This is a genomic window from Streptomyces sp. ISL-43, from assembly GCF_018614195.1.
Classification (GTDB): domain Bacteria; phylum Actinomycetota; class Actinomycetes; order Streptomycetales; family Streptomycetaceae; genus Streptomyces.
This window is the reverse complement of record NZ_JAGGOT010000035.1, coordinates 30,632-49,803: the sequence shown is the minus strand read 5'-3', so window position 1 is coordinate 49,803 and position 19,172 is coordinate 30,632. Positions and strand designations below refer to the sequence as shown.

Sequence of the window (19,172 nt, the reverse complement as noted above, 5' to 3'; positions counted from 1 at the left end):
GCAGGCGCAGGGGCAGGGACCCGGTCGCCTGGGGCAGGTTCGGGCTGGCGGTTGCCGGGCGCGGCGGCTTCAGGCATGGATCGCGACTCCGTACGGGCGGGTGGGCGGGCAGGTGGGTGAAGGGGCCCGCACACCGCTCCCGCCCGACGGGCGGGCCGTCGGACGAGCCGGTCCGCGGACCCGCACGGCGGCGCCGGACGCCAGGGGTCGCGCCTCCCCCGGCACCCGCGCCGTCGTCTCCGTCCCGAACCTTGTCCGGAATTACCCGTCCGGTCCACCCCTGTCCACGCACGGGCCCTCCCGGACCGGTGAAACCTCCGGTGGTGGCGGAAACGATCCGGGTGGCCGTGCCGAACCGTTTCGGCAACGGCTCCGGAACGTTCCGCCCGCCGCCGCTCCGCTCAGGACCGCCCCGGCCCCCTCCGGATCCGATCGGATCCGATCAAATCCGATCGGACCGGCTCCGCATCCGCCGCCGATCCGCAGCACTCCCACCCGCACGCGTGAGCACGGGATCCGGCCGTCCGACCCGTGGGGCATGGTGGTCCGATGCAGTTACGCCGGGTCCTGCCCCTCTCCCTCGTCGCACTCCTCGCGAGCGCCGGCTGCGTATCGGTCGGCCCGCGCGTCCCCGACGTGCCCGCGCGTGGCGCCGTACCGCCCGTCGACGCGCCGGAATCACCCGAATCACCCGCATCACCCGACGGTTCCGGTAGGCCCGGCGGGACCCGTCCGGCCGCCGCCGGCGTCCCCGATCCGCACGGGCTGCCCGGCGAACCGCTGCCCCTCGGCACGCTCCCGGGGGCTCCCGGCGCCGGCCAGGACCAGGACCGGGACCACGGCGGGGACCGCGACCCCGGCCGGCACGCCGCCAAGGCGCCCCGGCCGGCCACCGACCGCCACGCGAAGCCGGCGGCGCCGCGCCGGGCGCGCCCGCCCCAGTCCGCGCCCGCCCGGCCCGGGCGGCTGCCGGCCCAGCCGCCGCGCCTGGACGAGCTGTGCGCGGCCGCGGAAGGCACCATGCCGCCGTCCGTCGTCGATCTGTGCATCCGCCAGTCAGGTGGCCGCTGACCTGGACCGATGTCCTCATATTCTGGTCGGGCTTGACCCTCACACCGTGTCAGGCCCTCCACTGGAAGGCGTCATGTTCATCATCGGAGACTTCGCCAAGCACGGCCGGGTATCGGTCCGGATGCTGCGTCACTACGACGCCCTCGGACTGCTGCGCCCGGCCCGTGTCGACCCCGTCAGCGGCTACCGCTACTACGAGGCAGGGCAGCTCGCCCGCCTCAACCGCGTCATCGCGCTCAAAGAGCTCGGCTTCAGCCTGGAACAGGTGGGCTCGATACTCGACGAGCTGGTGGGCGCGGAGGAGCTGCGCGGCATGCTGCGGCTGCGGCAGGCGGAACTGGAGTCGGCCATGGCCGCCGCGGCGGCCCGGCTGACCCAGGTCGAGTCGAGGCTCCGGACCATTGAGAACGAGGGGACCATGCCTTCCATCGACATCGTCGTGAAGAGCCTTCCGCCCGTCCGGCTCGCCGAACTGAGCGCGATCGCGGGGAGCTACGAGCCCCAGGACATCAGCCCGGTCATCGGCCCGCTGTACGACGAGCTGTGCCGCCGCATCGAGGAGGCCGGGGTGACGCCGACCGCTCCGGGCGTCGCCTACTACGAGGACGCCGGCGACGCGGAGCGGCCGGGCGCCGTCCTGGTCCACGCGGGGCTGCCGGTGGCCGCCTCGGTGCGGGCCGAGGACCTCGGGGGTGACGTACGGATCGTCGTGCTGCCGGCCGTCGAGCGGGCCGCGACGGTCGTGCACCGGGGTTCGATGGACTCCGTACTGCCGACCGCGCAAGTCCTGGCCCAGTGGATCGACGCGAACGGGGAGCGTTCGTCCGGGTACGCGCGCGAGCTGACCCTGGCCTGCCCCGAGGACCGCGACCAGTGGGTCACCGAGCTCCAGGAACCGCTCGGCGTCTGAGTTCTCCGTCCGGGCTCCGGAACACCCCTTAGGCTCCGCTGATGCAGCGCGTACTCGTCGTCGGCATCAGCGGGGCCGGCAAGTCCACCCTGGCCCGGGGGCTGGGACGGCGGCTCGGGCTGCCGTACCAGGAGATGGACGCCCTCCACTTCACCGGGCCGGGGTGGGCCGTCAGCCCGTCCTACGCCGCGGACGCGGCCCGGATCGCGGAGGGCGAGCGGTGGATCCTCGACTCCGCCGGGCCCCAGGCCGTACGCGACCTCCTGTGGCGGCGGGCCGACACCGTGGTGTGGCTGGACCATCCGCGCCGCGTGGTCATGCGCCGGGTCCTGCTGCGCTCGCTGCGCCGCAGTCTGCTGCGGGAGCGGCTGTTCGGCGGCAACCGGGAGCGGTGGCGGGAGTGGCTGCGCCCCGACCACCCCGCGTGGTGGGCCTGGTCGCGGTACGCGTCCCGGCGCGCGGAGATCGGCCGGCGGGCCGGCGACGCGCGGTTCACCCCGCTACGGGTGGTGCGGCTGCGCTCCCCGCGGGCCGCCGACGCCTGGCTGCGGGCTCAGCGGGCGGCCGGGCGCCGGCCGCAGACGTAGGCGCAGCCCCGGACGGTGCCGCGTACGGTGCCCCGGCGGGCCGAGCGCAGCCGGCGCATCGTGGCGTGCCCGCGCCGGCGCCACTCGGCCCGGGGCAGCCCGGCGCGCTGGCCGCCGCCGGTGATCAGGGCGTTGACGGGTGCGTGCGGGTCGGCCGCGAGCCCCTTGGCGACCAGGACCCCGACCACGAGCGGAACCAGGGCCACGGCCAGCGCCGTACCGGCGGTGCTCACGTGCTGCTGCACGCGCGGACGGTTCGCGGTGCGCGCGGTGGCGGTGGCCGTGGCGATCGCGATCGCGGAGGGGGCTTCGGAGGTCATGCCCCCATTCGATCAGCGGGGGCGGTCCGGGGAATCGGGGCGGATACTCAGGCCGTTGGGTGTGAGGTACTCAGACGCGGACGTGGACGTGGACGGATGAGGGGGCGGCGGCCAGTGACGACACCCGGGCAGGGCTTCGAACCGGCGAGCGGCGACGGCCCGTCGCCACCCGCGGCGGGGCGGGCGGCGGAGCTCCGTACCGCCTACGAGGGCCTGTTGCAGATCCGCCGCCTGGTCAACGGACCGGCGGGGACCACGGTTCCCGCGCCGTGGGAGCTGCGCCTGATGCCGCGCGCGGTGGCGCTCGTACTGGAGGCGGCGGGCATCCCCGCGTCGGCGCAGGATCCGCAGAACCCCGAAAAGGACCGGCAGGACCCGGCGGACCGGCAGGACCCGGCGGACCCGCAGATCCCCGTGGACCCGCAGAACCCGCAGAACCCGCAGAACCCGCAGAACCCGCGGAACCCGCAGGATCCGCCGGACCCGCCGGACCCGCGGGCCCCACGCACGCGGACCGGATACCGGGTGGGCCAGGCCGCGTCCGGAGCCGGCCGGGTGGAGGTGACCTGGCTCGGCCCGCCGGGCGGCGGAGCGGCCGAGGAGGAGCAGGAGCGCCTGACCGCCTGCGCGGCGGCGCTCGAACCGCTCGGCTGGGTCTGCCTGTTGTACCGCGGCCCGCGCCGCCGCCGCTTCCTGGAGGTCGAGCCGCCGCCGGTTCCCTGACGCGGGCTCCCTGCCCCGGCAGCCGAAAACCGGTACCTCCGCACGCCGGCGCCGGGGCACACTCGCCCGATGGGCATGCTCGATGTACAGGCGGACCGCGTCCGCGCGGGCGCGACGGTGGAGTTCCGGCCTACGGGAACGTCGATGGTCCCGCTCGTCCACAGCCGGCAGCGGGTCCGCGTCGCCCCGGCCGAACCCGCCCTGCTGGAGCCCGGGGACATCGTCCTGGCCCGGGTGTCCGGCACCGTGTACCTCCACCTGGTGACGGCGGTGGACGCCCCGCGCCACCGGGTCCAGATCGGCAACAACCGGGGCCACGTCAACGGCTGGACGAGCCGCGACCGCGTCTTCGGCATCTGCGTCACGGTGGAGGGCGTACCCCGCCCCGGCGCGGCGGCCAAGGTCCGCGCGGCCGGGCCGACCGGGACGCCCACGCCCGCGACGCCCGGACCGGCCCAGCCGAACTGTGCGACCTAGCCGAACTGACCGGCCTGGCCGGACTGACCGATCCGCCGCAGGGTTTCCCTTACGGCCCCGGCCAGCCGCTCGTCCTCCCGCATCTCCTGGTCCTCGTCACCGACGTACATGGGGGTGCGGACGCGCTGCTCCGTCGCCGCCCGCAGCGCCGCCGCGGCTACGGCCGCCGCGGGACCCACAGCGGTCAGGACCCGGCAGACGTACAAGCCGAGGCCGTCGCGCCCGACGTTGTCCAGGAACGCGTCGAGGGCCGGGCCGGTCGGCTCCTCCCCCGCGTGCTGCCACAGGGTGCCGATCATGCGCGGGTGCGCCCGGGCACCGTCGGCGGTCTTCTCCCGGAGGCAGGCCACGTGGTGCGGCTCCAGTCCGCCGTGTTCGGCCAGCCACTCCAGCAGGCGGGCGGCCACCGCGATGCCGCGCGGCCGTTCATCCACCCCCGCGAGGACCTCTTCCGCCCGCCGCCGGTCCCCGGAGATCCGGATCAGGGCCATGGGGGTGTGGCCTCCCCGGACGCCCTGCCCGTTCGCGGCCAGCGCGTCGAGCAGGGGCAGGGCGGGAGCCGCCGCCGTGCCGATGGCGCCGAGAACGGCAGCCAGCCGGCTCGCCCTCCGGTTGTCCGAGCCGTCGCCCCGCAGGCCCTCCAGCAGCCGGACGAGCACGGGCACGGCGGGGGCCGCGGCCGCTCCGCACGCGCTCAGTACGGCGAGCGACGAGCCGGCGTCGTCCACCCCGCGCCCGTCGAGGGCGGCCACGGCCGCCGCGACGAGCGGGGCGAGGTCCACACCGGGTACGCCGGCCAGCCCCTCGGCGGCCTCCGCCGACGCCGGCCCGCAGCGCCCCTCCCGAACCATCCGGCACAGCTCCGGCAGCGCCCGTACGTCCCCGGTCCGGGCGAGCGCCAGCGTGGCCGTGTCGCCCCGTACGGGGCCCGGCTCCGCCAGCTCCTCCCGGCACAGCCGGGTGGCCTCCAGCGAGGCCCCGACCACGCGCACGGCCGCCGGCCCCGCCCAGGGGTCCGCCAGCAGCGGCCGCAGGTGCGGTACGAGGGCCTCCGGGGCCGCCCGCCAGTTCCGCAGCGCCACCCCCGCCATGTCGACGGCCGCGAGCCGGGCCGCCGCCGTCGGCCGGACCGCGAGCGCGGCGACCTGCGCGTAGCAGGTGTCCTCGGCGTCGGAGCGCCGCGCCTGGAGCCCCCACACGGTGCCGATCCGCCACTCCAGCCGACCGCCGGGCCCGCCGATCCGGGTTCCGGCGGCGTCGAGGTCCGCGAGGACCGCGTCGCCGTCGGGAGCCGGGGCTGCGCGCAGTCTGATACCCGGGTCGGGGTCGGTGCGCAGCCGGTCGCGGAGGCCGTCCCCGCCCGCCACGAGCAGGGCCTCGGCGAGCGCGAGGCGCGCGACGGGGCCGGGCGCGTCGGGGCCGTCCGCCGGGGCGGTCAGGAGTTCCTCGGCCCGCTCCCGGTCCGTCGCGGCGAGCAGCCAGGCGGCGGCGCGGCGTACGGGCTCGTCGGGGTCGGACAGCAGGGGCAGCGCGGTCCCGGCCGCCGCCGTCGGGTCGGTGGCGACGGACGCCAGGTCGGTGAGCAGCCTGAGCACTCGCAGTCGTACGTCGCCACGCGTGTGGGTCGTCAAGGAGGCGAGCCGTCTCGCCGCGGGGCCTTCGCCGTCACGGCCTACGGCGTCGAAGACCGCACTCCGCGCCGCCCAGTAGGCCGTGCCCTTACGGTCGCGCCGGGCTTCTTCCAGCCAGGCGTCCACACAGTCGGCCGGGTCCGCGGGACCCGGCGGTCGGGGGCTCACGGCCCCGGGCGCGGTACGCCCTTTCGCATCGTCATCCGTGGATGATCACCGGGCGGCCCGGCCCGGCGCAAACCGGTTTCTCAGCGGTAGCGCTCGGCCAGCTCCGCGACCGCCCGCGCGAGGGCCCGGCGCAGTTCCGGCGGGCCGAGCACCTCGGCCTCCGTACCGAGGCGGAGCAGGTCGCCGACGGCCACGGCCTCGGACTCGACGTCGAGTTCGGCCCGTGCCCAGCCGTCCGCGTCGGGCGGGCCGGCGGAGGCGAGGGCGCGGACGCCCGCCGCGCCGAACTGCATCGGCAGCAGGCGGCGGGCGCGCGGGGAGAGCCGTACGACGGCGGTCTGCCTGCGCATGGCCGCCTCCAGGCGGCGGGCGGACTGCTCCCAGTACGCGGCGAGTTCGAAGCCGGCGGGCCGTTCGAAGCGCTCGGCGAGGCTGTCGACGTCGAGGAACCGCCCCACCCGGTAGGTCCGCACGCCGGCCCGCGCATCGGCTGCCCGCGCACCGGCCGTCTCTTCGCCCCGTGCCTCGGCCCTCGCCTCGGCCCTCGCCACGAGGTACCAGATGCCGCCCTTGAGGACGAGGCCGAGCGGCCACAGTTCGCGGTGGACCTCGCCGCCCCAGCGGCGGTAGTGGGCGCGCAGGATCCGCTGGTCCCAGACCGCCCGGGCGATCGTACCGAGGTGCGGGACGGGGTCGGCGTCGCGGAACCACGCGGGGGCGTCGAGGTGGAAGCGCTGCTGGATCTGCCGGGCCCGGTCGGCGAGTTCGGCGGGGAGGGCGGCCTGGAGCTTCAGCTGGGCGGCGGCGAGATCGGCGCCGAGGCCGAGGTCCCGCGCGGGGCCGGGGGCGCCGGCGAGGAACAGGGAGCCGGCCTGGGCGTCGGTCAGGCCGGTCAGGCGGGTGCGGTAGCCGTCCATGAGCCGGAATCCGCCGGCCGGCCCCCGGTCGGCGTGCACGGGCACCCCCGAAGCCCCGAGGGCGTCGATGTCGCGGTAGACGGTCCGGACGGAGACCTCCAGCTCGGCGGCGAGCTCGGGGGCGGTCATCCGGCCGCGGTTCTGGAGCAGCAGGAGCAGGGAGAGGAGCCGGTCGGCGCGCATCCCGTCATTGTCCGGCATACCTGACAGGGGATGTCAGGTATGCCGGACAGGCTGTTCCCGACAGGGCGAGCGGGCCGACCAGCACGCGAGCCCGACCCGTCCGACCCGACCCAGGAGCTCCCATGTCCACGCCCGCGCCCACATCCGCAGCCACAGAGGCCTCCGGCGGCTTCACGTTCGAGAACTGGGAGGAACACCCGGTCGGTCCCACCGAAGCGCCCTTCCCCCGCCTGGCCCGCGCGACGGTCACGAACGCCTTCACCGGCGTCGTCACCGCCCCGGAGACGTCGTGCTCGTACGCGATCGTCTACACGGGCGAGAGCACCGGCACCTTCACCGGCATGGAACTGGTCACCGGCACCGTCGGCGGCCGCAAGGGCAGCTTCGTCCTGGAAGAACGCGGCACTTTCGACGCCACCGGCACCCGCTGCGGCTTCGAGGTGGTCCCCGGATCGGCCACGGCCGAGCTGGCCGGCCTCACCGGCTCGGGCTCCTTCGTCTACCGCCACGGCGACACGTCGGTGGAGTACGCCTTCTCCTACGACCTCCCGTAGGTCCTGCCGGTGGTCCGCGCCGATCCGTCCCGGCAGCGGCGCGACGGGCAGGCAGGCGGACGGGCGGGCAGGCAGGCGGACGGGCGGACGCAACGGTCTGCCGCTGCGCCCGCCCGCTGTCACGGCGCGCCGAAGGTGAGCGTCAGCCGTGGCGTCCCCTCGTTGGCCTGGGCCTCCGAGGACCACAGCCACAGGGCGTCGGTGCCGGTGCTGCTCAGCGCCAGGCCGTACGCGCTGCCGAGCGCCCCCGCGACGGCGGCCGCGTCCAGGCCGGTGGTGTGGACCGCCGAGCCGTCCGGGATCCCCGCGAAGGTGCCGAGCGCCGGGCCACCGAGCGCGGGCCGGTTGTCGTACGTGGTCCCGGCCTCCGTCCACGAGCCGGTGATCGGGAGCACCGAGACGGTGTCGGCCGTGCCGGCGCCGCTCATGGTGCTGGTCTTCACGCCGAGCGTGGCCGACTTCAGCACCGTGCCCGGGGGCGCGGCGGGCAGGTCGAAGCGCAGGTAGCTGCCGTAGAAGGAGCTTCCGCGCACCGCGAGCGAGCCGGACGTGCCGTAGTTGGTGCCCGGTGCGCCCGCGTTGGCGTAGGCGTCCTCCGCGGCGGCGACCTCGACGACCGAGTCGGCCGGGGCGGAGGCCAGGGCGTGGTGGTTCTGCACCTGGGCCGCGCTCAGGACGTTCGGGTAGACGGCGGTCTCGTCGAGCTCGCCCGCCCAGTAGTCGCTCGTCGGGCGGTCCGGCCAGGCGGTGAGGTTGTCCCCGCCCGCGTGCCAGTACCCGGTGAAGTTCTCGTTCGTGGTGACGTTCAGCGTGCCCTTCCGGACACCGTCCACGTACAGGGTCATGCCGCCCGCGCCCTGGGTCGCGACGACGTGGTGCCACTGGTTGTCGTTGTACGCGGCGGCGGTCGTGATCGTGCGGGTGGCGCCCGTGTAGACGCCGTAGACCAGCCGTCCGTCGTTGGTCATGTAGACGTGCTTGTCGTACTGCTCGCTGGTGCGCGACTGGTTGCTGCCGAACCCGAGCAGCTTTCCGCCCCGGGTCGTGCCCGTCTTGAACCAGGTCTCGATGCTGTAGGTGTTGCCGACCGTCTGGCGGCGGTCCCCGTACACCTGGGTGTCCGTGCCGTTGAAACCGATGGCCGTGCTCGCGCCCGAGACCGCGCCGGGCGTGCGGCGCAGGGCCGGAGTGTTCAGGTGCACGCCGCTCTGGTTGGCGTCGGAGGAATCCGCGGCGAAGGGCGGGGCCGACTCGTCGTAGCGCCAGAACAGCTGGGCCCCGTCCGCGCGGACCGCGTTCGGGTACGCGTCGACGGAGCTCACCGCCGTCACGCTCGCCGTCGCGGACAGCGCGCTGGTGTTGCCGGCCGCGTCGGTCGCGGTCACGCGGTAGGTGTACGACTGGCCGGGGGTGACCGTGGTGTCGGTCCAGGAGGCCTGCGGGCGGCGGAAGAACAGCGAGTCCGCGGCGACCGTGGCGATCGGCGTGGCCGAGCCGTTGCGGTAGATCCTGTACGTGAGCGTGCCATCGTCCAGGTCCAGGCTGGTTCGCCAACGCACCTGTACGGCACCCGGCTTGTAGCTGACGGCGCTCGCGAGCGGGACGGTGGGCGCGCCCGTGTCGCCGGTGGAGGCGAAACGCGTCAGGCTCTGCTGCGCCGCTCCGTTGACGGTGGTGAACTCCCCGCCGACCCAGAGGTATTGGACGCCCGCCTTGGAGCCGACCGCCATCACCCGCGGGCCGATGCTTTCCGCGATGCCGTCATTGGTGTCGGGCGCCCAGCCCAGCTTGCCGACGCTCGTGGTCGGCTGGGCCAGCAGGTGGTGGCGCTGCCCGTCGGGGAACTCGCCGACGCTGGCGCAGTCGTGCGCGTGCGAGGCGCTGTAGAGGACGTTCTGGTACGGGAGCACGGCCTGCGTGGCGCCGAGGCAGGTGTCGCGCCAGCGCTGGCCGAAGTCGGAGAGCTCTAGCGCGATCCGGCCGTCGAAGACGCCGCCGCCCGTGCCCTCGTTCGCGGTGTAGAAGCCGGTCGCGTCGGTGGCTATGTCCTTGACCACCGAATTGGTCGTGATGAACCCCGGGTAGGCCTTGGTGAGGGCGCCGCTCGTCGCGTCGACGACGGCGAGTGCGTGGGTGTTCGCACCGCCCACGGTGAAGAAGTCCCCGCCCAGCAGGACGTGCGCACCGTCCGGGGTGACCTCGACGGCGCGGACGGGCTCGTCGGCATGGGCGGTGAAGGGCTTCAGTGTGCCGTCGGTCGCGTCCACGGCGGCGGAGCGCTCGCGCTGCTGCCCGGAGACGGTGAGGAAGTCGCCGCCCGCGTACACGGTGTCGCCGGTGACCGCGAGGGCGCGGACGGTGGCGGCGAAGGCCGGGCGGAAGCCGGTCTTCACGCTGCAGGTCGCCACGTCGATGGCGGCGAGGCTGGAGACGGGGGTTCCGTTGACGGCGCCGAAGTAGCCGCCGGCGTAGAGGGTCTTCTTGTCCGGCGAGAGGACGAGCGCGCGCACGGTGGCCGTGCGGGTGCCCACGGTGAAGGACAGCTCGCAGGAGGTCGGGGCGCCGGTCGCGGCGTCGAGCGTCGCGAAGTTCACCGCCGGCCGTTCGCTGCCCGCGGCACCCTCGGGCGGGCGGACGGCGGAGAAGGTGCCGCCGACGAAGACCTGGCCGCCCGCCTCGGCGAGGGCCCACACGACGCCGTTGGCCTGCCATGTGGGCAGCGCGTCGGCGGTGAAGGCCACCGGCGGGGTGATCGCGGCGGCCTCCTCGACGAGGCCGAGGCCGACGGCGGCGCCGGTGGCGGCCAGGGACAGGGCGAGCGCGGCCGCCGGCCCTCTGGATCTACGCATGAACCCCCCAGTTCGGTGCGCGCCCCACCGCATCGGTACTGCGCGGGGCCGCGCACGGATCGCGGTGTGGCCGAGAACAGGCGTACAGCCGTCCATGGCCGTGACTACGGGCGCACCTTAGGGGGAATCCCGGCTCCGTTCATCACACTTGACGTATCAGATGCGAAATTGCACCGGCGGAAGGTGGAGAGGGAGCCGGAAGGGAAGGCCGGCACCGGAAGCCGGAAGCGGAGGCGGCTCACCCCCCGGAGGTACCGGACGGGTAGGCCGCACCCTTCGGATCTTGCCGGATCTTGCCGGTTCTCGCGATTGCCGCCCCGCCCGGGGCCCAGTCCCTCTACCGTGCCTGTGGGGGCGGACCCGGTGACGGATACACGTACGGGGCCGGGCGCGGGCACAGGCACGGGACCGGAGGGTGGGGGCGTGATGGACGACGAAGAAGACCAGCGGCTGGCGAGGATGACCCCGGAGGTATCCCGCCGCACCCTGGCCCTGCTGCGCGGCCTCGCGGGCCTCGAACCGCCGGAGCGGGTCCCCGAGGAGGCGATGCTCACCGCCGACGCGATCCTCGCCGAGTTCGGCACCGACGGGCTGCGCGTGCTGGTGATGACCCTGGCGTCCTGGGCGACGGCCCAGATCGAGAACGTCTCCGAACTGAGCCGGCGCAGCCACGAGGCCGTTCTCGACGCGATGGAGCTGGCCTGCCTCGAGGCCAACGCGGAGGACTGAGGACACACCGCTTCCGGGAGCCGGGGTCCGATCGGCCCGGCTTCAGCGACACTGGTGGTAACGGGGGGTCCCGATCGGAGGCCGTCGTGAGCACACCTTCCCCCATCCGGATCGCCGCCGTCCTGTCCACCGAATACCGCGGACGGCTGATGTCCCACGCCCGTGAGGTCAATTTCCGCGAGGGTGCGCGGATCTTCGACGAGGGCACCCGGGCAGAGTCCTTCTGGATCGTACGCTCGGGCACGGTGACCCTGGAGATCCCGGTACCCGGCCGCCGGCCCACCTCCATCGAAAGCCTGGGCCCCGGCGAGCTGGTGGGCTGGTCATGGCTGTTCCCGCCGTACGTGTGGCAGCTGAGCGCCGAGGCGATGACACCGGTCCGCGCCTACGAGTTCGACGCCACGACCGTACGGATGCTCATGGACGCCGATCCGGCCTTCGGGTCCGCCATCGGCCACTGGGTCGGCCGGGTCCTCGCGCTACGGCTGCAGCAGACCCGCACCCGCCTCCTGGACCGGTTCGCCCCGCACGCCGCCGCGAGCTGACCCGAGGCGGGGGTGTTCGGCCGATTCCACCGGCCGCTCCCCCACAGGTCAGCGCCCGCCCACCGCTGCGGTCTGCGGTCATGCGTGTGCGTTCGGTGACGAAAAGTAGAGGTGCGAACGGGCGTTCCGGTTCCGCATGGGCAAGACTCGCGTCCGTTATCCGACGCAACGACGCGAGGAGTGTTCGCCATGCGATCCATCACCAGGAGTCCCGCGGGGCTTTCGCTGGCCGCCGCCGGGCTCGCCGCCCTCACCGTGCTGGCCGTCTCCGGCGCGGCCGGCACGGCAGGCGCCGCACCGGCGGGCACCGACAGCCTGTACGCACCGTCCGCGCTCGTCCTGAGCGTCACGGGCGGGGACGACGCCGCGAGCGGTACGGTGCTGCGCGCGGTCACCCTCGTCTGCGCGCCCCGGCCGGGCGGAAATCACCCGGCTCCGGCCGCGGCCTGTGCCGAATTACGGGCCAACGGGCCGGAGTTGGACGCCCTGGCCGAGCCCCGCTCGGACGCGGCGTGTACCCGCGAGTGGGACCCCGTCACGGTGACGGCCGACGGGGTGTGGCAGGGCCGGCGCCTGAGCTACTCGTACACCTACGCCAACCCGTGCGGGCTGCGGAACAGCATCGGCGTGCTGTTCGGCATCTGAGCACCCGCCCCAGCCAGTGGGGCCACCCCGGGCCGGGCGGCGCCGTGCGACCGCCGTCCGGCCCGGGCCCGCCCCGGCACTGGGGGCCCGCCCCCGTCGCCGGGGCGACACCCCGCGGCGTCAGCCCAGTTCCAGGCTGGCGACCGCGTACATGCCGGTCAGGTCGATGTCAGGCTCCTCGCCGGTGTACATCCGGGCGGTCTCGAAGGTCGCCGACAGGCCCAGGCCGGCTGCCAGGGCGGTGGCTCGCGGGTTGGCGTCCGGCACGTCGAGGCAGACCGTGCCGTCCGGGGAGTGCTCCGCGAGACGGAGCAGCAGGGCGGCCGCGAGGGCCGGGGTGGCGGCGTAGAGCGGGCCGACGCGGGACGCGGCACTGCAGGGCCGGATGACGCCGAGTCCCTCGATCCGGCCGTCCCGGACGGCGGCGAGGGCGGTGCGGCCCGGCAGCCCGACCCAGGCGGCGAGGAAGGCCTCGCGCGGTGCGGGGAAGAAATGCCGGTCATAGGCGGCGAGTTGCCCGAAGGGCAGCGTGGCGGCGTCCACGATCTCCACCCCGGGCTCCAGCCCGCCCGCCGGAGCCCCCGGCTGCAGCCCGCCCGCCCGAGCCCCGGCGCGCGGCACGCCCTCGTGGCGGACGTTGTTCCAGGCCGGCCGGAAACCGGACTTGCGGTAGTTGTCCTGCTGCTCCACCACCCCGTCCAGCCCGACGAGCCGCCCGTCGAGCCGTTCCATGGCGGCCCGCCACATCCGGATGCCGTAGCCCTGCCCGCGTACGGCGGGCCGGGCGATGTAGAAGCCGAGGAAGCCGAAGCCCGCGCCGTAGCGCACGGCCGAGACACAGGCCACGGGCTCCCCGCCGAGCCGCCCGACGAGGAAGCCGTCCGGATCGGCGACGGCGAACGCGAACCGGTCGGAGTCCCCCGGGTTCCAGCCCTCCTCGTCGGCCCAGTCCCGGATCAGCGCCAGGTCGGCGGCGCTCGCGCCGTTGATCTCGAATCCAGTCGATCCCGTCATGTCGGTGTTGTACCAGATGCTCGGGAGGTGCGCAGCCGGGCCTGACCGGCCGTCAGGAGGCGGCGAACGCACCGGGATCGGCCTCCCGGTGCACATCGCTCACCTGCCCGGGCGGTCACCAGCAGGGGTTCGCCGTCGCGCCACCACACCCGTACCTCCGTGGCAGCGCATGGTTTTCCGCGCGGCGCGTGAGCCGGTACGGGATCGATGTGGGAGCCGGTACGGGATCGACGTGGGAGCCGGTACGGGATCAATTCGATCGCGGCGGGGCGTACGCGCTCCTTAGAGTCGGCGCATGGGAAAGCCACTCGTCGCAGTGTTCAGCGGGGCCGGGATGTCGACCGATTCCGGGATCCCCGACTACCGGGGCCCGCAGGGGCTGTGGCGGCGGGCGCCCGACGCCGAGAAGCTCGTGACCTACGAGTACTACATGGCCGATCCGGAGATCCGGCGCCGGTCCTGGCTGATGCGGGCGGAGATCGCGGCCCTCGGGGCGCGGCCGAACTCCGCGCACCTCGCCGTGGCCGAGCTGGAGCGCGGCGGGACGCCGGTGCGGGTGCTCACGCAGAACGTGGACGGGCTGCACCAGCTCGCCGGGATGCCCGCGCGCAAGGTGTTCGAGCTGCACGGCACGGCGCGGGCCGTGGTGTGTACGGCCTGTGGTGCCCGGTCGGGGATGGACGAGGCGCTGGTCCGGGTCGCCGCCGGATCGCAGGATCCCGCCTGCCTCGCGTGCGGCGGGATCCTCAAGGCGGCGACCGTGATGTTCGGCCAGCGGCTGGACCCCGAGGTGCTGGTGCAGGCCGTCGCCATCGCCAAGGGGTGCCGGGTCTTCGTGGCCGTCGGGTCGACGCTCCAGGTACAGCCCGCGGCCTCGCTGGCCGGTATGGCCGCGGAGGCCGGGGCCCGCCTGATCATCGTGAACGCGCAGGAGACCCCGTACGACTCCCTCGCCGACGAGGTGATCCGCGAGCCGATCGGCACGGCCCTGCCGGCGCTCCTGGCCCGGATCGGCGCGGAATCCTAGGCCGACCACGTTCTCGGCTGCTACGCCGCGTCGGCCGCGCGCCGCATCTCGGCCACGTCCAGCTTCTTCATCTTCATCATGGCCTCGGTGGCCCGGGCGGCGCGCTTCGGGTCCGGGTCGCTGATCAGCTCGATGGCACCCGGCGGGATGACCTACCGGGCCAACCCGAACTTGTCCTTGACCCAGCCGCAGGCGGATTCCGCGCCGCCGTTGCTCGTCAGCGTGGCGTAGTAGTAGTCCGCCTCCGCTTCGTCGGCGCAGTGGATCTGGAAGGAGACGGCCTCGGAGAAGGTGAATTCCGGGCCGCCGTTGAGGCCGACGAACTTCTGTCCGTTGATCTCGAACTCGACGACCAGGACCTCGCCCTCCGGGCCGGGGCCCGCCTCGGTGTAGCGGCCGACGCGGCCGAGCTTGCCGTCCTTGAAGACCGACAGGTAGTAGTCGGCGGCGGCTTCCGCCTGGCCGTCGAACCACAGACACGTGGTGAATCCGTTGCTCGCCATGACTGCCTCCAGAGTGCGTGTGTGCGGGATCGCGTCCCGTACATGAAGACCGGCCCCGGCCCCGAAACTCATCGGCGGGGCCGGGGCCGGTCTTCATCCGGTCTGGATCGCACTCCTGTGGGCTACATGTCGAGCATGCGGTCGACGACCCGCTCGGCGGCGTGGCCGTCGTCCAGGTCGCAGAACTCCTCGCGGAACGCCGTCCGCGCCCGCGCGTACTCCGCGCCCACCGCGTCCGCGTTCCGTACGGCCTCGATCAGGCTCGCCGAGTCCCTGAGCAGCGGGCCGGGGGCCTTCTTCTCCAAGTCGAAGGTGAAGCCGCGCAGCGTGTCGCGGTAGTGCTCCAGGTCGTACGTGAAGAGCAGGATCGGCCGGTCGGTGTGGACGAAGTCGAAGATCGCGGAGGAGTAGTCCGAGATCAGGACGTCGGCGACGAGCAGCAGATCGGTGGGGTCGGGCCAGCGCGACACGTCCTTGACGAAGCCGTCGCGGACGCCTTCGCGGACCTGCTCGGTGACCTTGTGGTGCCCGCGGACGAGCAGGACGTGATCCTCCCCGAGCTCGCGGCGGGTCGCGTCGAGGTCGATCCGCAGGTCGAGCCGGTAGCCGGAGGCGACCGTCCAGCCCAGGCGGTTCTCCCGCCACGTGGGCATGTACAGGACGACCTTCTTGCCTTCCGGCAGGCCGAGCCGCGAGCGGATCTCCGCGATCCGCTCGGGGTCGGGCCGCAGCAGCGCGTCCGTACGCGGGCTGCCGGACTCGATGACCTCGCCGTCGTAGCCGAGCGCCCGCTTGAGGACGGGCGTGGCGTACGAGCCCGGGGAGGCGAGCAGCGACCACTGGGCGCTGTCGTGCTCCAGCGCCTCCAGCACCTCGGGGCTGGTGTAGTAGTCGTGCATGAAGTCGTGGCCGATCTGCTTCAGCGGCGTGCCGTGCCACGTCTGTACGACGGTCTGCCCGGGACGGCGCCGGAAGGCGAGCGGAACGCTGTCGTTGACCACGTAGTAGCGGGCCCGGGCGAGCACGTCCCACGATTCGAGGCTGTCGTACTGGACCGCGCGCGCGGTCGCCGGGACCTCGGCGCGGCCGTCGCGCACCAGCCAGACGTGGTCCAGCTTCTCGCCGCGGCGCACCAGCTCCTCGTGGATGGCGCGGGGCGAGTCGCCGGCGCCGTGACCCCGGAAGGTGTCGTAGACGACGATGTTTTTGACCGGGAGGGCGCTCTGCGCCGGGTACGTCACGTCGCGCGCGATCCGCTGCGCGTAGTGCGAGCGGTCGTGCGGGCTGATCAGCGGGTCGGCGATCAGCGCGAGGCGGTCGTAGAGACGGGACTCGACGCGTATCCGGCGGCCCCGCGCCGTGACGGCGTGGGGTCCCGAGTGCAGGGCGGTGGGCGCGAACTGCAGCGGTACGCCGCGGTCGACGCCGACCAGGCCCGCGGTGGCCCCGCCCTGGGAGGCGGGGCGCATGGTGGTCCACCAGCGGCCCTGCGGCAGCGCGGTGCGGCCGGCGTAGCCGTCCGCGAGCACAGGCTCGAAGGAGGCTTCGAAGGCGTCGCCGTCACGGCTGACGGGGTAGCTGAACTCGAGGCCGAAGGAGTCGTGCAGGACCAGCTCGTAAGGCTCGTGGACGGGCGCGACGAAGCGGCCCCGGATCGTCAGGGCGCCGTCCTTGGCCTCGACGGTGTCGACCAGCGGCGGCGAGAACTGCACCGAGAGGGTGAGGTGTCCCGTGTTGCCGCGCTTGACGAACAGGACCCGGTCGGCATCCTCGCCGGGCAGGGGGACGACCAGGCCGGCGAACCCGCCGCGCTCGTCGTGCGCCAGCCGGTGGTCGGTGCCCCCGGCGCCGACGACGGACAGGCTCCACGGCTCGGGGGTCCAGTCGCCCGGCTCGCACGGGGCGTCCGGGACGGCGGCGAGGCCGGCCAGCGGCACGCGCGCGGTGAAGGGGATCCGGCCGCCGGCGACGGCGGCGGAGGTCTCCATCGGGAAGGTGAGCACGGATCCGGTGGAGACGTGCACGGCGCGCAGGGTGGCACCGGCGCCGACCTCGGCGGCGAGCTCGCCCGTCACCTCGACGGCGTCGTCACCGGACGGGCGGACGTCCAGGGCGCGGGCGCGGACGATCTCCACCTGCACGGTGAGGGAGCCCACGGCGCTCGGGACGATCCGTACGTCCGGGGCGACCCAGTGCGCGGGCGGATTCTGTCCGCTGTCGTGCTCACCGCCCCGGAGCCGGGCGCGGTGCAGACCGCCGGCGCCGGTGACGGCGACGGAAGTGCTCCATTCGCCTTCGTTCCACTTGCCGCCCGTCTGGAAGACGGTGGGGTCGACGACTGCGGTGAAACCGGCCCAGTCGGCGTGACGCAGCGCGAGGTGCGGGGAGTTCACGGTGGCCATCGGGGAGGCGACCGTACGGGTGGTGACGACGGTCCGGCGGCGCTTGCCGTTCTCGCGGAAGATCAGCGCCTTGCGCGAGCCGAGGCGGCTCTCGGCACCAAGGTGCCCGGGCAGGGCGTAGCCGCGCAGCATCAGCTTGCCGTCGGCCCAGTGGGCCTCCTCCAGGCGGCTGACGACGCGGCGTTCGCGCGGGCCGAGGGTGAGGACCTTCGCGGGGACGGGTGCCTTGAGGAAGGGGTAGTCGGCCTGCGGGCGGGCCAGTCCCTTCGCGGGCACGCTGTAGGTGAAGTCGCGCTGGTGGCGGAAGAGGGCGATGAACTCCTCGATCCTGCCCTCTGCGGCGAGGTAGGCCTTGAGCCGGTCGGCGACGGTGAGGTCGGACCAGGGCCCGGTGCCGATCTCCCGGATGAGGCCGCCGACCTCCTTGGTGAAGGCCGCGCGGAAGTCGGGGCCGGCCTCGGCCACGTACTTGTAGATGAGCGGGAGTTCCTCGCTCAGCACGTTGCGGTCGTACTCGCGCAGGTAGCGGGCGTACGCGGCACCCTGCTTGCTCTGGAGCGCCTCTCGCACCAGGCGTACGGAGGCCACCCGGTCGATGACCGAGACCGGGTCGGTGGAGCGCTGGGTGATGGAGCGCTCGCCGGTCTCGCGGACGCGCCAGTGGTAGACGCACTCACTGAGGATGTCGACGCTGGCGGCGAAGTAGTGCGCGGGAATGCTGACGGGGGCGTCCTCGTAGAGGATGCCCTCCGGGTACTGGAAGCCGTGCTCGTCCCAGAAGGTGCGCCGGTAGACCTTGTTCCACGCGGTGCGGTCGGTGACCAGCGCCGGGAACTTGGAGATGTGGGTCTTCAGCTTGGTGTTGGCGAAAGCCGTGCGGTGGCCCCAGGACTGCTGCATGCCGACGGAGCGGAAGCGCTTGACGTTGCCGGCGGCGAAGTCGGAGCCGGTCTCGTCGAGGGCGTCGATCAGCCGCTGGTACGCGTACGACGGCATGGTGTCGTCGCTGTCGACGAAGGCCAGGTACTCGGTGCCCGGGGTGATGTGGCGGGCGCCGACGTTGCGGGCGGCCCCGAGTCCCGCGTTCTTCTGGAGAACCAGCCGGAAGCGGTCGTCGCGGTCGACGAAAGCCTGTGCCAGTGCCGCACTGTCGTCGGTGGAACCGTCATCGACGAGCACGACTTCGAAGTCGTCGAATGTCTGCGCTGCGATGGACTCCAGGCATTCGTCGAGATAGAGCTCGACGTTGTAGACGGGGACGACGATACTCAGGCGCGGGGGCATGGGTGGCTAGTTCTCCAGCGTATTTACATTGTGATGATCAGCCGATTGCAGCATCCTACTCTGTAACGAGATCACAGAAATCGGTCATCTCGGACATATATAAGAAGCCGCCGGGGCGGACGGCAATGAGTTCAGCCGTCCGCCACCTCGCCGTCATCGGGTCACACTTCCAGTTCCGTCTCGATCTTCTTCAGCTGGTGGCGGGCCATCGCCAGGTTCGCCCGCCCCTTGTCGAGTGCGAGGTAGATGAAGAGCCCCGAGGAGCCCCGGGCCTTCAGCAGCCTGATCAGGTGGTACTGGGTTCCGAGGGTGATCAGGATGTCCTCGATCTCGTCCTTCAGACCGAGCAGCTCCATCGTGCGCACCTTGGAGCGCACCACGTCGGTGTTGCCCGCGGCGGCGACCGCGAGGTCGAAGTCCTTGCCGCCGCCCACGGTGCCCAGCGCCATACCACTGCTGTAGTCGACCAGGGCGGCGCCGATCACGCCGTCGATGGTGGTGGTGGCTTCCTTGAGCGCGGTCTCCACATTGGACATGGGTGTCTCCTCTTGCTTGTGGTTGTCCTGGAACTCGGGCGGTACGGAGGTACGTGGTCGGGAGGGAACCGCCGGGGGCGCCCGGCCCGGGGCTCGC

17 protein-coding genes and 1 pseudogene are annotated in these 19,172 nt (G+C 73.5%); 10 read left to right on the top strand and 8 right to left on the bottom strand.

Annotated features, from left to right (window positions below; genetic code table 11):
• Positions 1-549 precede the first annotated feature (549 nt).
• The 3 genes from J7F03_RS21130 to J7F03_RS21120 all read left to right on the top strand — a co-directional run bounded on the left by J7F03_RS21130 (position 550) and on the right by J7F03_RS21120 (position 2,568).
• Positions 550-1,071 carry a hypothetical protein gene (locus J7F03_RS21130; RefSeq protein ID WP_214951688.1) on the top strand — a complete coding sequence of 174 codons (522 nt, stop codon included), beginning with the start codon at positions 550-552 and terminating at the stop codon, positions 1,069-1,071.
• A gap of 73 nt (positions 1,072-1,144) precedes the next feature.
• Positions 1,145-1,981 carry a MerR family transcriptional regulator gene (locus J7F03_RS21125; RefSeq protein ID WP_214951686.1) on the top strand — a complete coding sequence of 279 codons (837 nt, stop codon included), beginning with the start codon at positions 1,145-1,147 and terminating at the stop codon, positions 1,979-1,981.
• Between the two features lie 41 nt (positions 1,982-2,022).
• Positions 2,023-2,568, top strand: coding sequence for an adenylate kinase (locus J7F03_RS21120; protein WP_214951684.1), 546 nt, complete (start codon positions 2,023-2,025; stop codon positions 2,566-2,568).
• Here J7F03_RS21120 and J7F03_RS21115 read toward each other — a convergent pair.
• Positions 2,535-2,888 (bottom strand): hypothetical protein, encoded by a 354-nt coding sequence (locus J7F03_RS21115; RefSeq protein WP_251072235.1) that lies wholly within the window; start codon positions 2,886-2,888, stop codon positions 2,535-2,537. The genes J7F03_RS21120 and J7F03_RS21115 overlap by 34 nt on opposite strands.
• A gap of 114 nt (positions 2,889-3,002) precedes the next feature.
• Here J7F03_RS21115 and J7F03_RS21110 point away from each other — a divergent pair, with 114 nt between their 5' ends.
• Both J7F03_RS21110 and J7F03_RS21105 read left to right on the top strand, forming a co-directional pair.
• Positions 3,003-3,611 (top strand): hypothetical protein, encoded by a 609-nt coding sequence (locus J7F03_RS21110; RefSeq protein ID WP_214951682.1) that lies wholly within the window; start codon positions 3,003-3,005, stop codon positions 3,609-3,611.
• A 69-nt stretch (positions 3,612-3,680) separates the two neighbouring features.
• Positions 3,681-4,088, top strand: coding sequence for a S26 family signal peptidase (locus tag J7F03_RS21105; RefSeq protein ID WP_251072234.1), 408 nt, complete (start codon positions 3,681-3,683; stop codon positions 4,086-4,088).
• Here the strand turns inward: J7F03_RS21105 and J7F03_RS21100 are convergent.
• Positions 4,085-5,887: a hypothetical protein gene (locus J7F03_RS21100; protein WP_214951681.1), complete on the bottom strand. Its 1,803-nt coding sequence runs from the start codon at positions 5,885-5,887 to the stop codon at positions 4,085-4,087. The genes J7F03_RS21105 and J7F03_RS21100 overlap by 4 nt on opposite strands.
• Positions 5,888-5,967: 80 nt before the next feature.
• Complete coding sequence (locus J7F03_RS21095) at positions 5,968-6,987, bottom strand: YafY family protein (RefSeq protein WP_214951891.1); 1,020 nt, start codon at positions 6,985-6,987, stop codon at positions 5,968-5,970.
• A 122-nt stretch (positions 6,988-7,109) separates the two neighbouring features.
• Here J7F03_RS21095 and J7F03_RS21090 point away from each other — a divergent pair, with 122 nt between their 5' ends.
• Positions 7,110-7,541, top strand: coding sequence for a DUF3224 domain-containing protein (locus tag J7F03_RS21090; RefSeq protein ID WP_214951679.1), 432 nt, complete (start codon positions 7,110-7,112; stop codon positions 7,539-7,541).
• A 119-nt stretch (positions 7,542-7,660) separates the two neighbouring features.
• Here J7F03_RS21090 and J7F03_RS21085 read toward each other — a convergent pair whose 3' ends face one another.
• Positions 7,661-10,390 carry a DNRLRE domain-containing protein gene (locus J7F03_RS21085; protein ID WP_214951677.1) on the bottom strand — a complete coding sequence of 910 codons (2,730 nt, stop codon included), beginning with the start codon at positions 10,388-10,390 and terminating at the stop codon, positions 7,661-7,663.
• Positions 10,391-10,816: 426 nt separating this feature from the next.
• Here J7F03_RS21085 and J7F03_RS21080 point away from each other — a divergent pair, with 426 nt between their 5' ends.
• From J7F03_RS21080 to J7F03_RS21070, 3 genes are all read left to right on the top strand, one after another.
• Positions 10,817-11,119 carry a hypothetical protein gene (locus J7F03_RS21080; RefSeq protein ID WP_214951675.1) on the top strand — a complete coding sequence of 101 codons (303 nt, stop codon included), beginning with the start codon at positions 10,817-10,819 and terminating at the stop codon, positions 11,117-11,119.
• Between the two features lie 86 nt (positions 11,120-11,205).
• The gene (locus J7F03_RS21075; protein ID WP_214951672.1) at positions 11,206-11,664 is read left to right on the top strand and encodes a Crp/Fnr family transcriptional regulator; all 459 of its coding nucleotides are present in this window, start codon (positions 11,206-11,208) and stop codon (positions 11,662-11,664) included.
• A gap of 189 nt (positions 11,665-11,853) precedes the next feature.
• Positions 11,854-12,309 carry a subtilase-type protease inhibitor gene (locus tag J7F03_RS21070; protein WP_214951669.1) on the top strand — a complete coding sequence of 152 codons (456 nt, stop codon included), beginning with the start codon at positions 11,854-11,856 and terminating at the stop codon, positions 12,307-12,309.
• Positions 12,310-12,429: 120 nt separating this feature from the next.
• Here the strand turns inward: J7F03_RS21070 and J7F03_RS21065 are convergent, their stop codons facing one another.
• Positions 12,430-13,323, bottom strand: coding sequence for a GNAT family N-acetyltransferase (locus tag J7F03_RS21065; protein WP_214951667.1), 894 nt, complete (start codon positions 13,321-13,323; stop codon positions 12,430-12,432).
• A 295-nt stretch (positions 13,324-13,618) separates the two neighbouring features.
• Between J7F03_RS21065 and J7F03_RS21060 the strand changes: the two genes are divergently transcribed.
• Positions 13,619-14,350 (top strand): Sir2 family NAD-dependent protein deacetylase, encoded by a 732-nt coding sequence (locus J7F03_RS21060; RefSeq protein WP_214951665.1) that lies wholly within the window; start codon positions 13,619-13,621, stop codon positions 14,348-14,350.
• Positions 14,351-14,370: 20 nt separating this feature from the next.
• Here the strand turns inward: J7F03_RS21060 and J7F03_RS21055 are convergent.
• From J7F03_RS21055 to J7F03_RS21045, 3 genes and pseudogenes are all read right to left on the bottom strand, one after another.
• Positions 14,371-14,853, bottom strand: a pseudogene (locus tag J7F03_RS21055) (VOC family protein).
• Between the two features lie 122 nt (positions 14,854-14,975).
• Positions 14,976-18,539, bottom strand: coding sequence for a bifunctional glycosyltransferase family 2 protein/CDP-glycerol:glycerophosphate glycerophosphotransferase (locus J7F03_RS21050; RefSeq protein WP_214951663.1), 3,564 nt, complete (start codon positions 18,537-18,539; stop codon positions 14,976-14,978).
• 161 nt (positions 18,540-18,700) lie between these two features.
• The gene (locus tag J7F03_RS21045; RefSeq protein WP_214951661.1) at positions 18,701-19,075 is read right to left on the bottom strand and encodes a hypothetical protein; all 375 of its coding nucleotides are present in this window, start codon (positions 19,073-19,075) and stop codon (positions 18,701-18,703) included.
• Between the last annotated feature and the right edge of the window lie 97 nt (positions 19,076-19,172).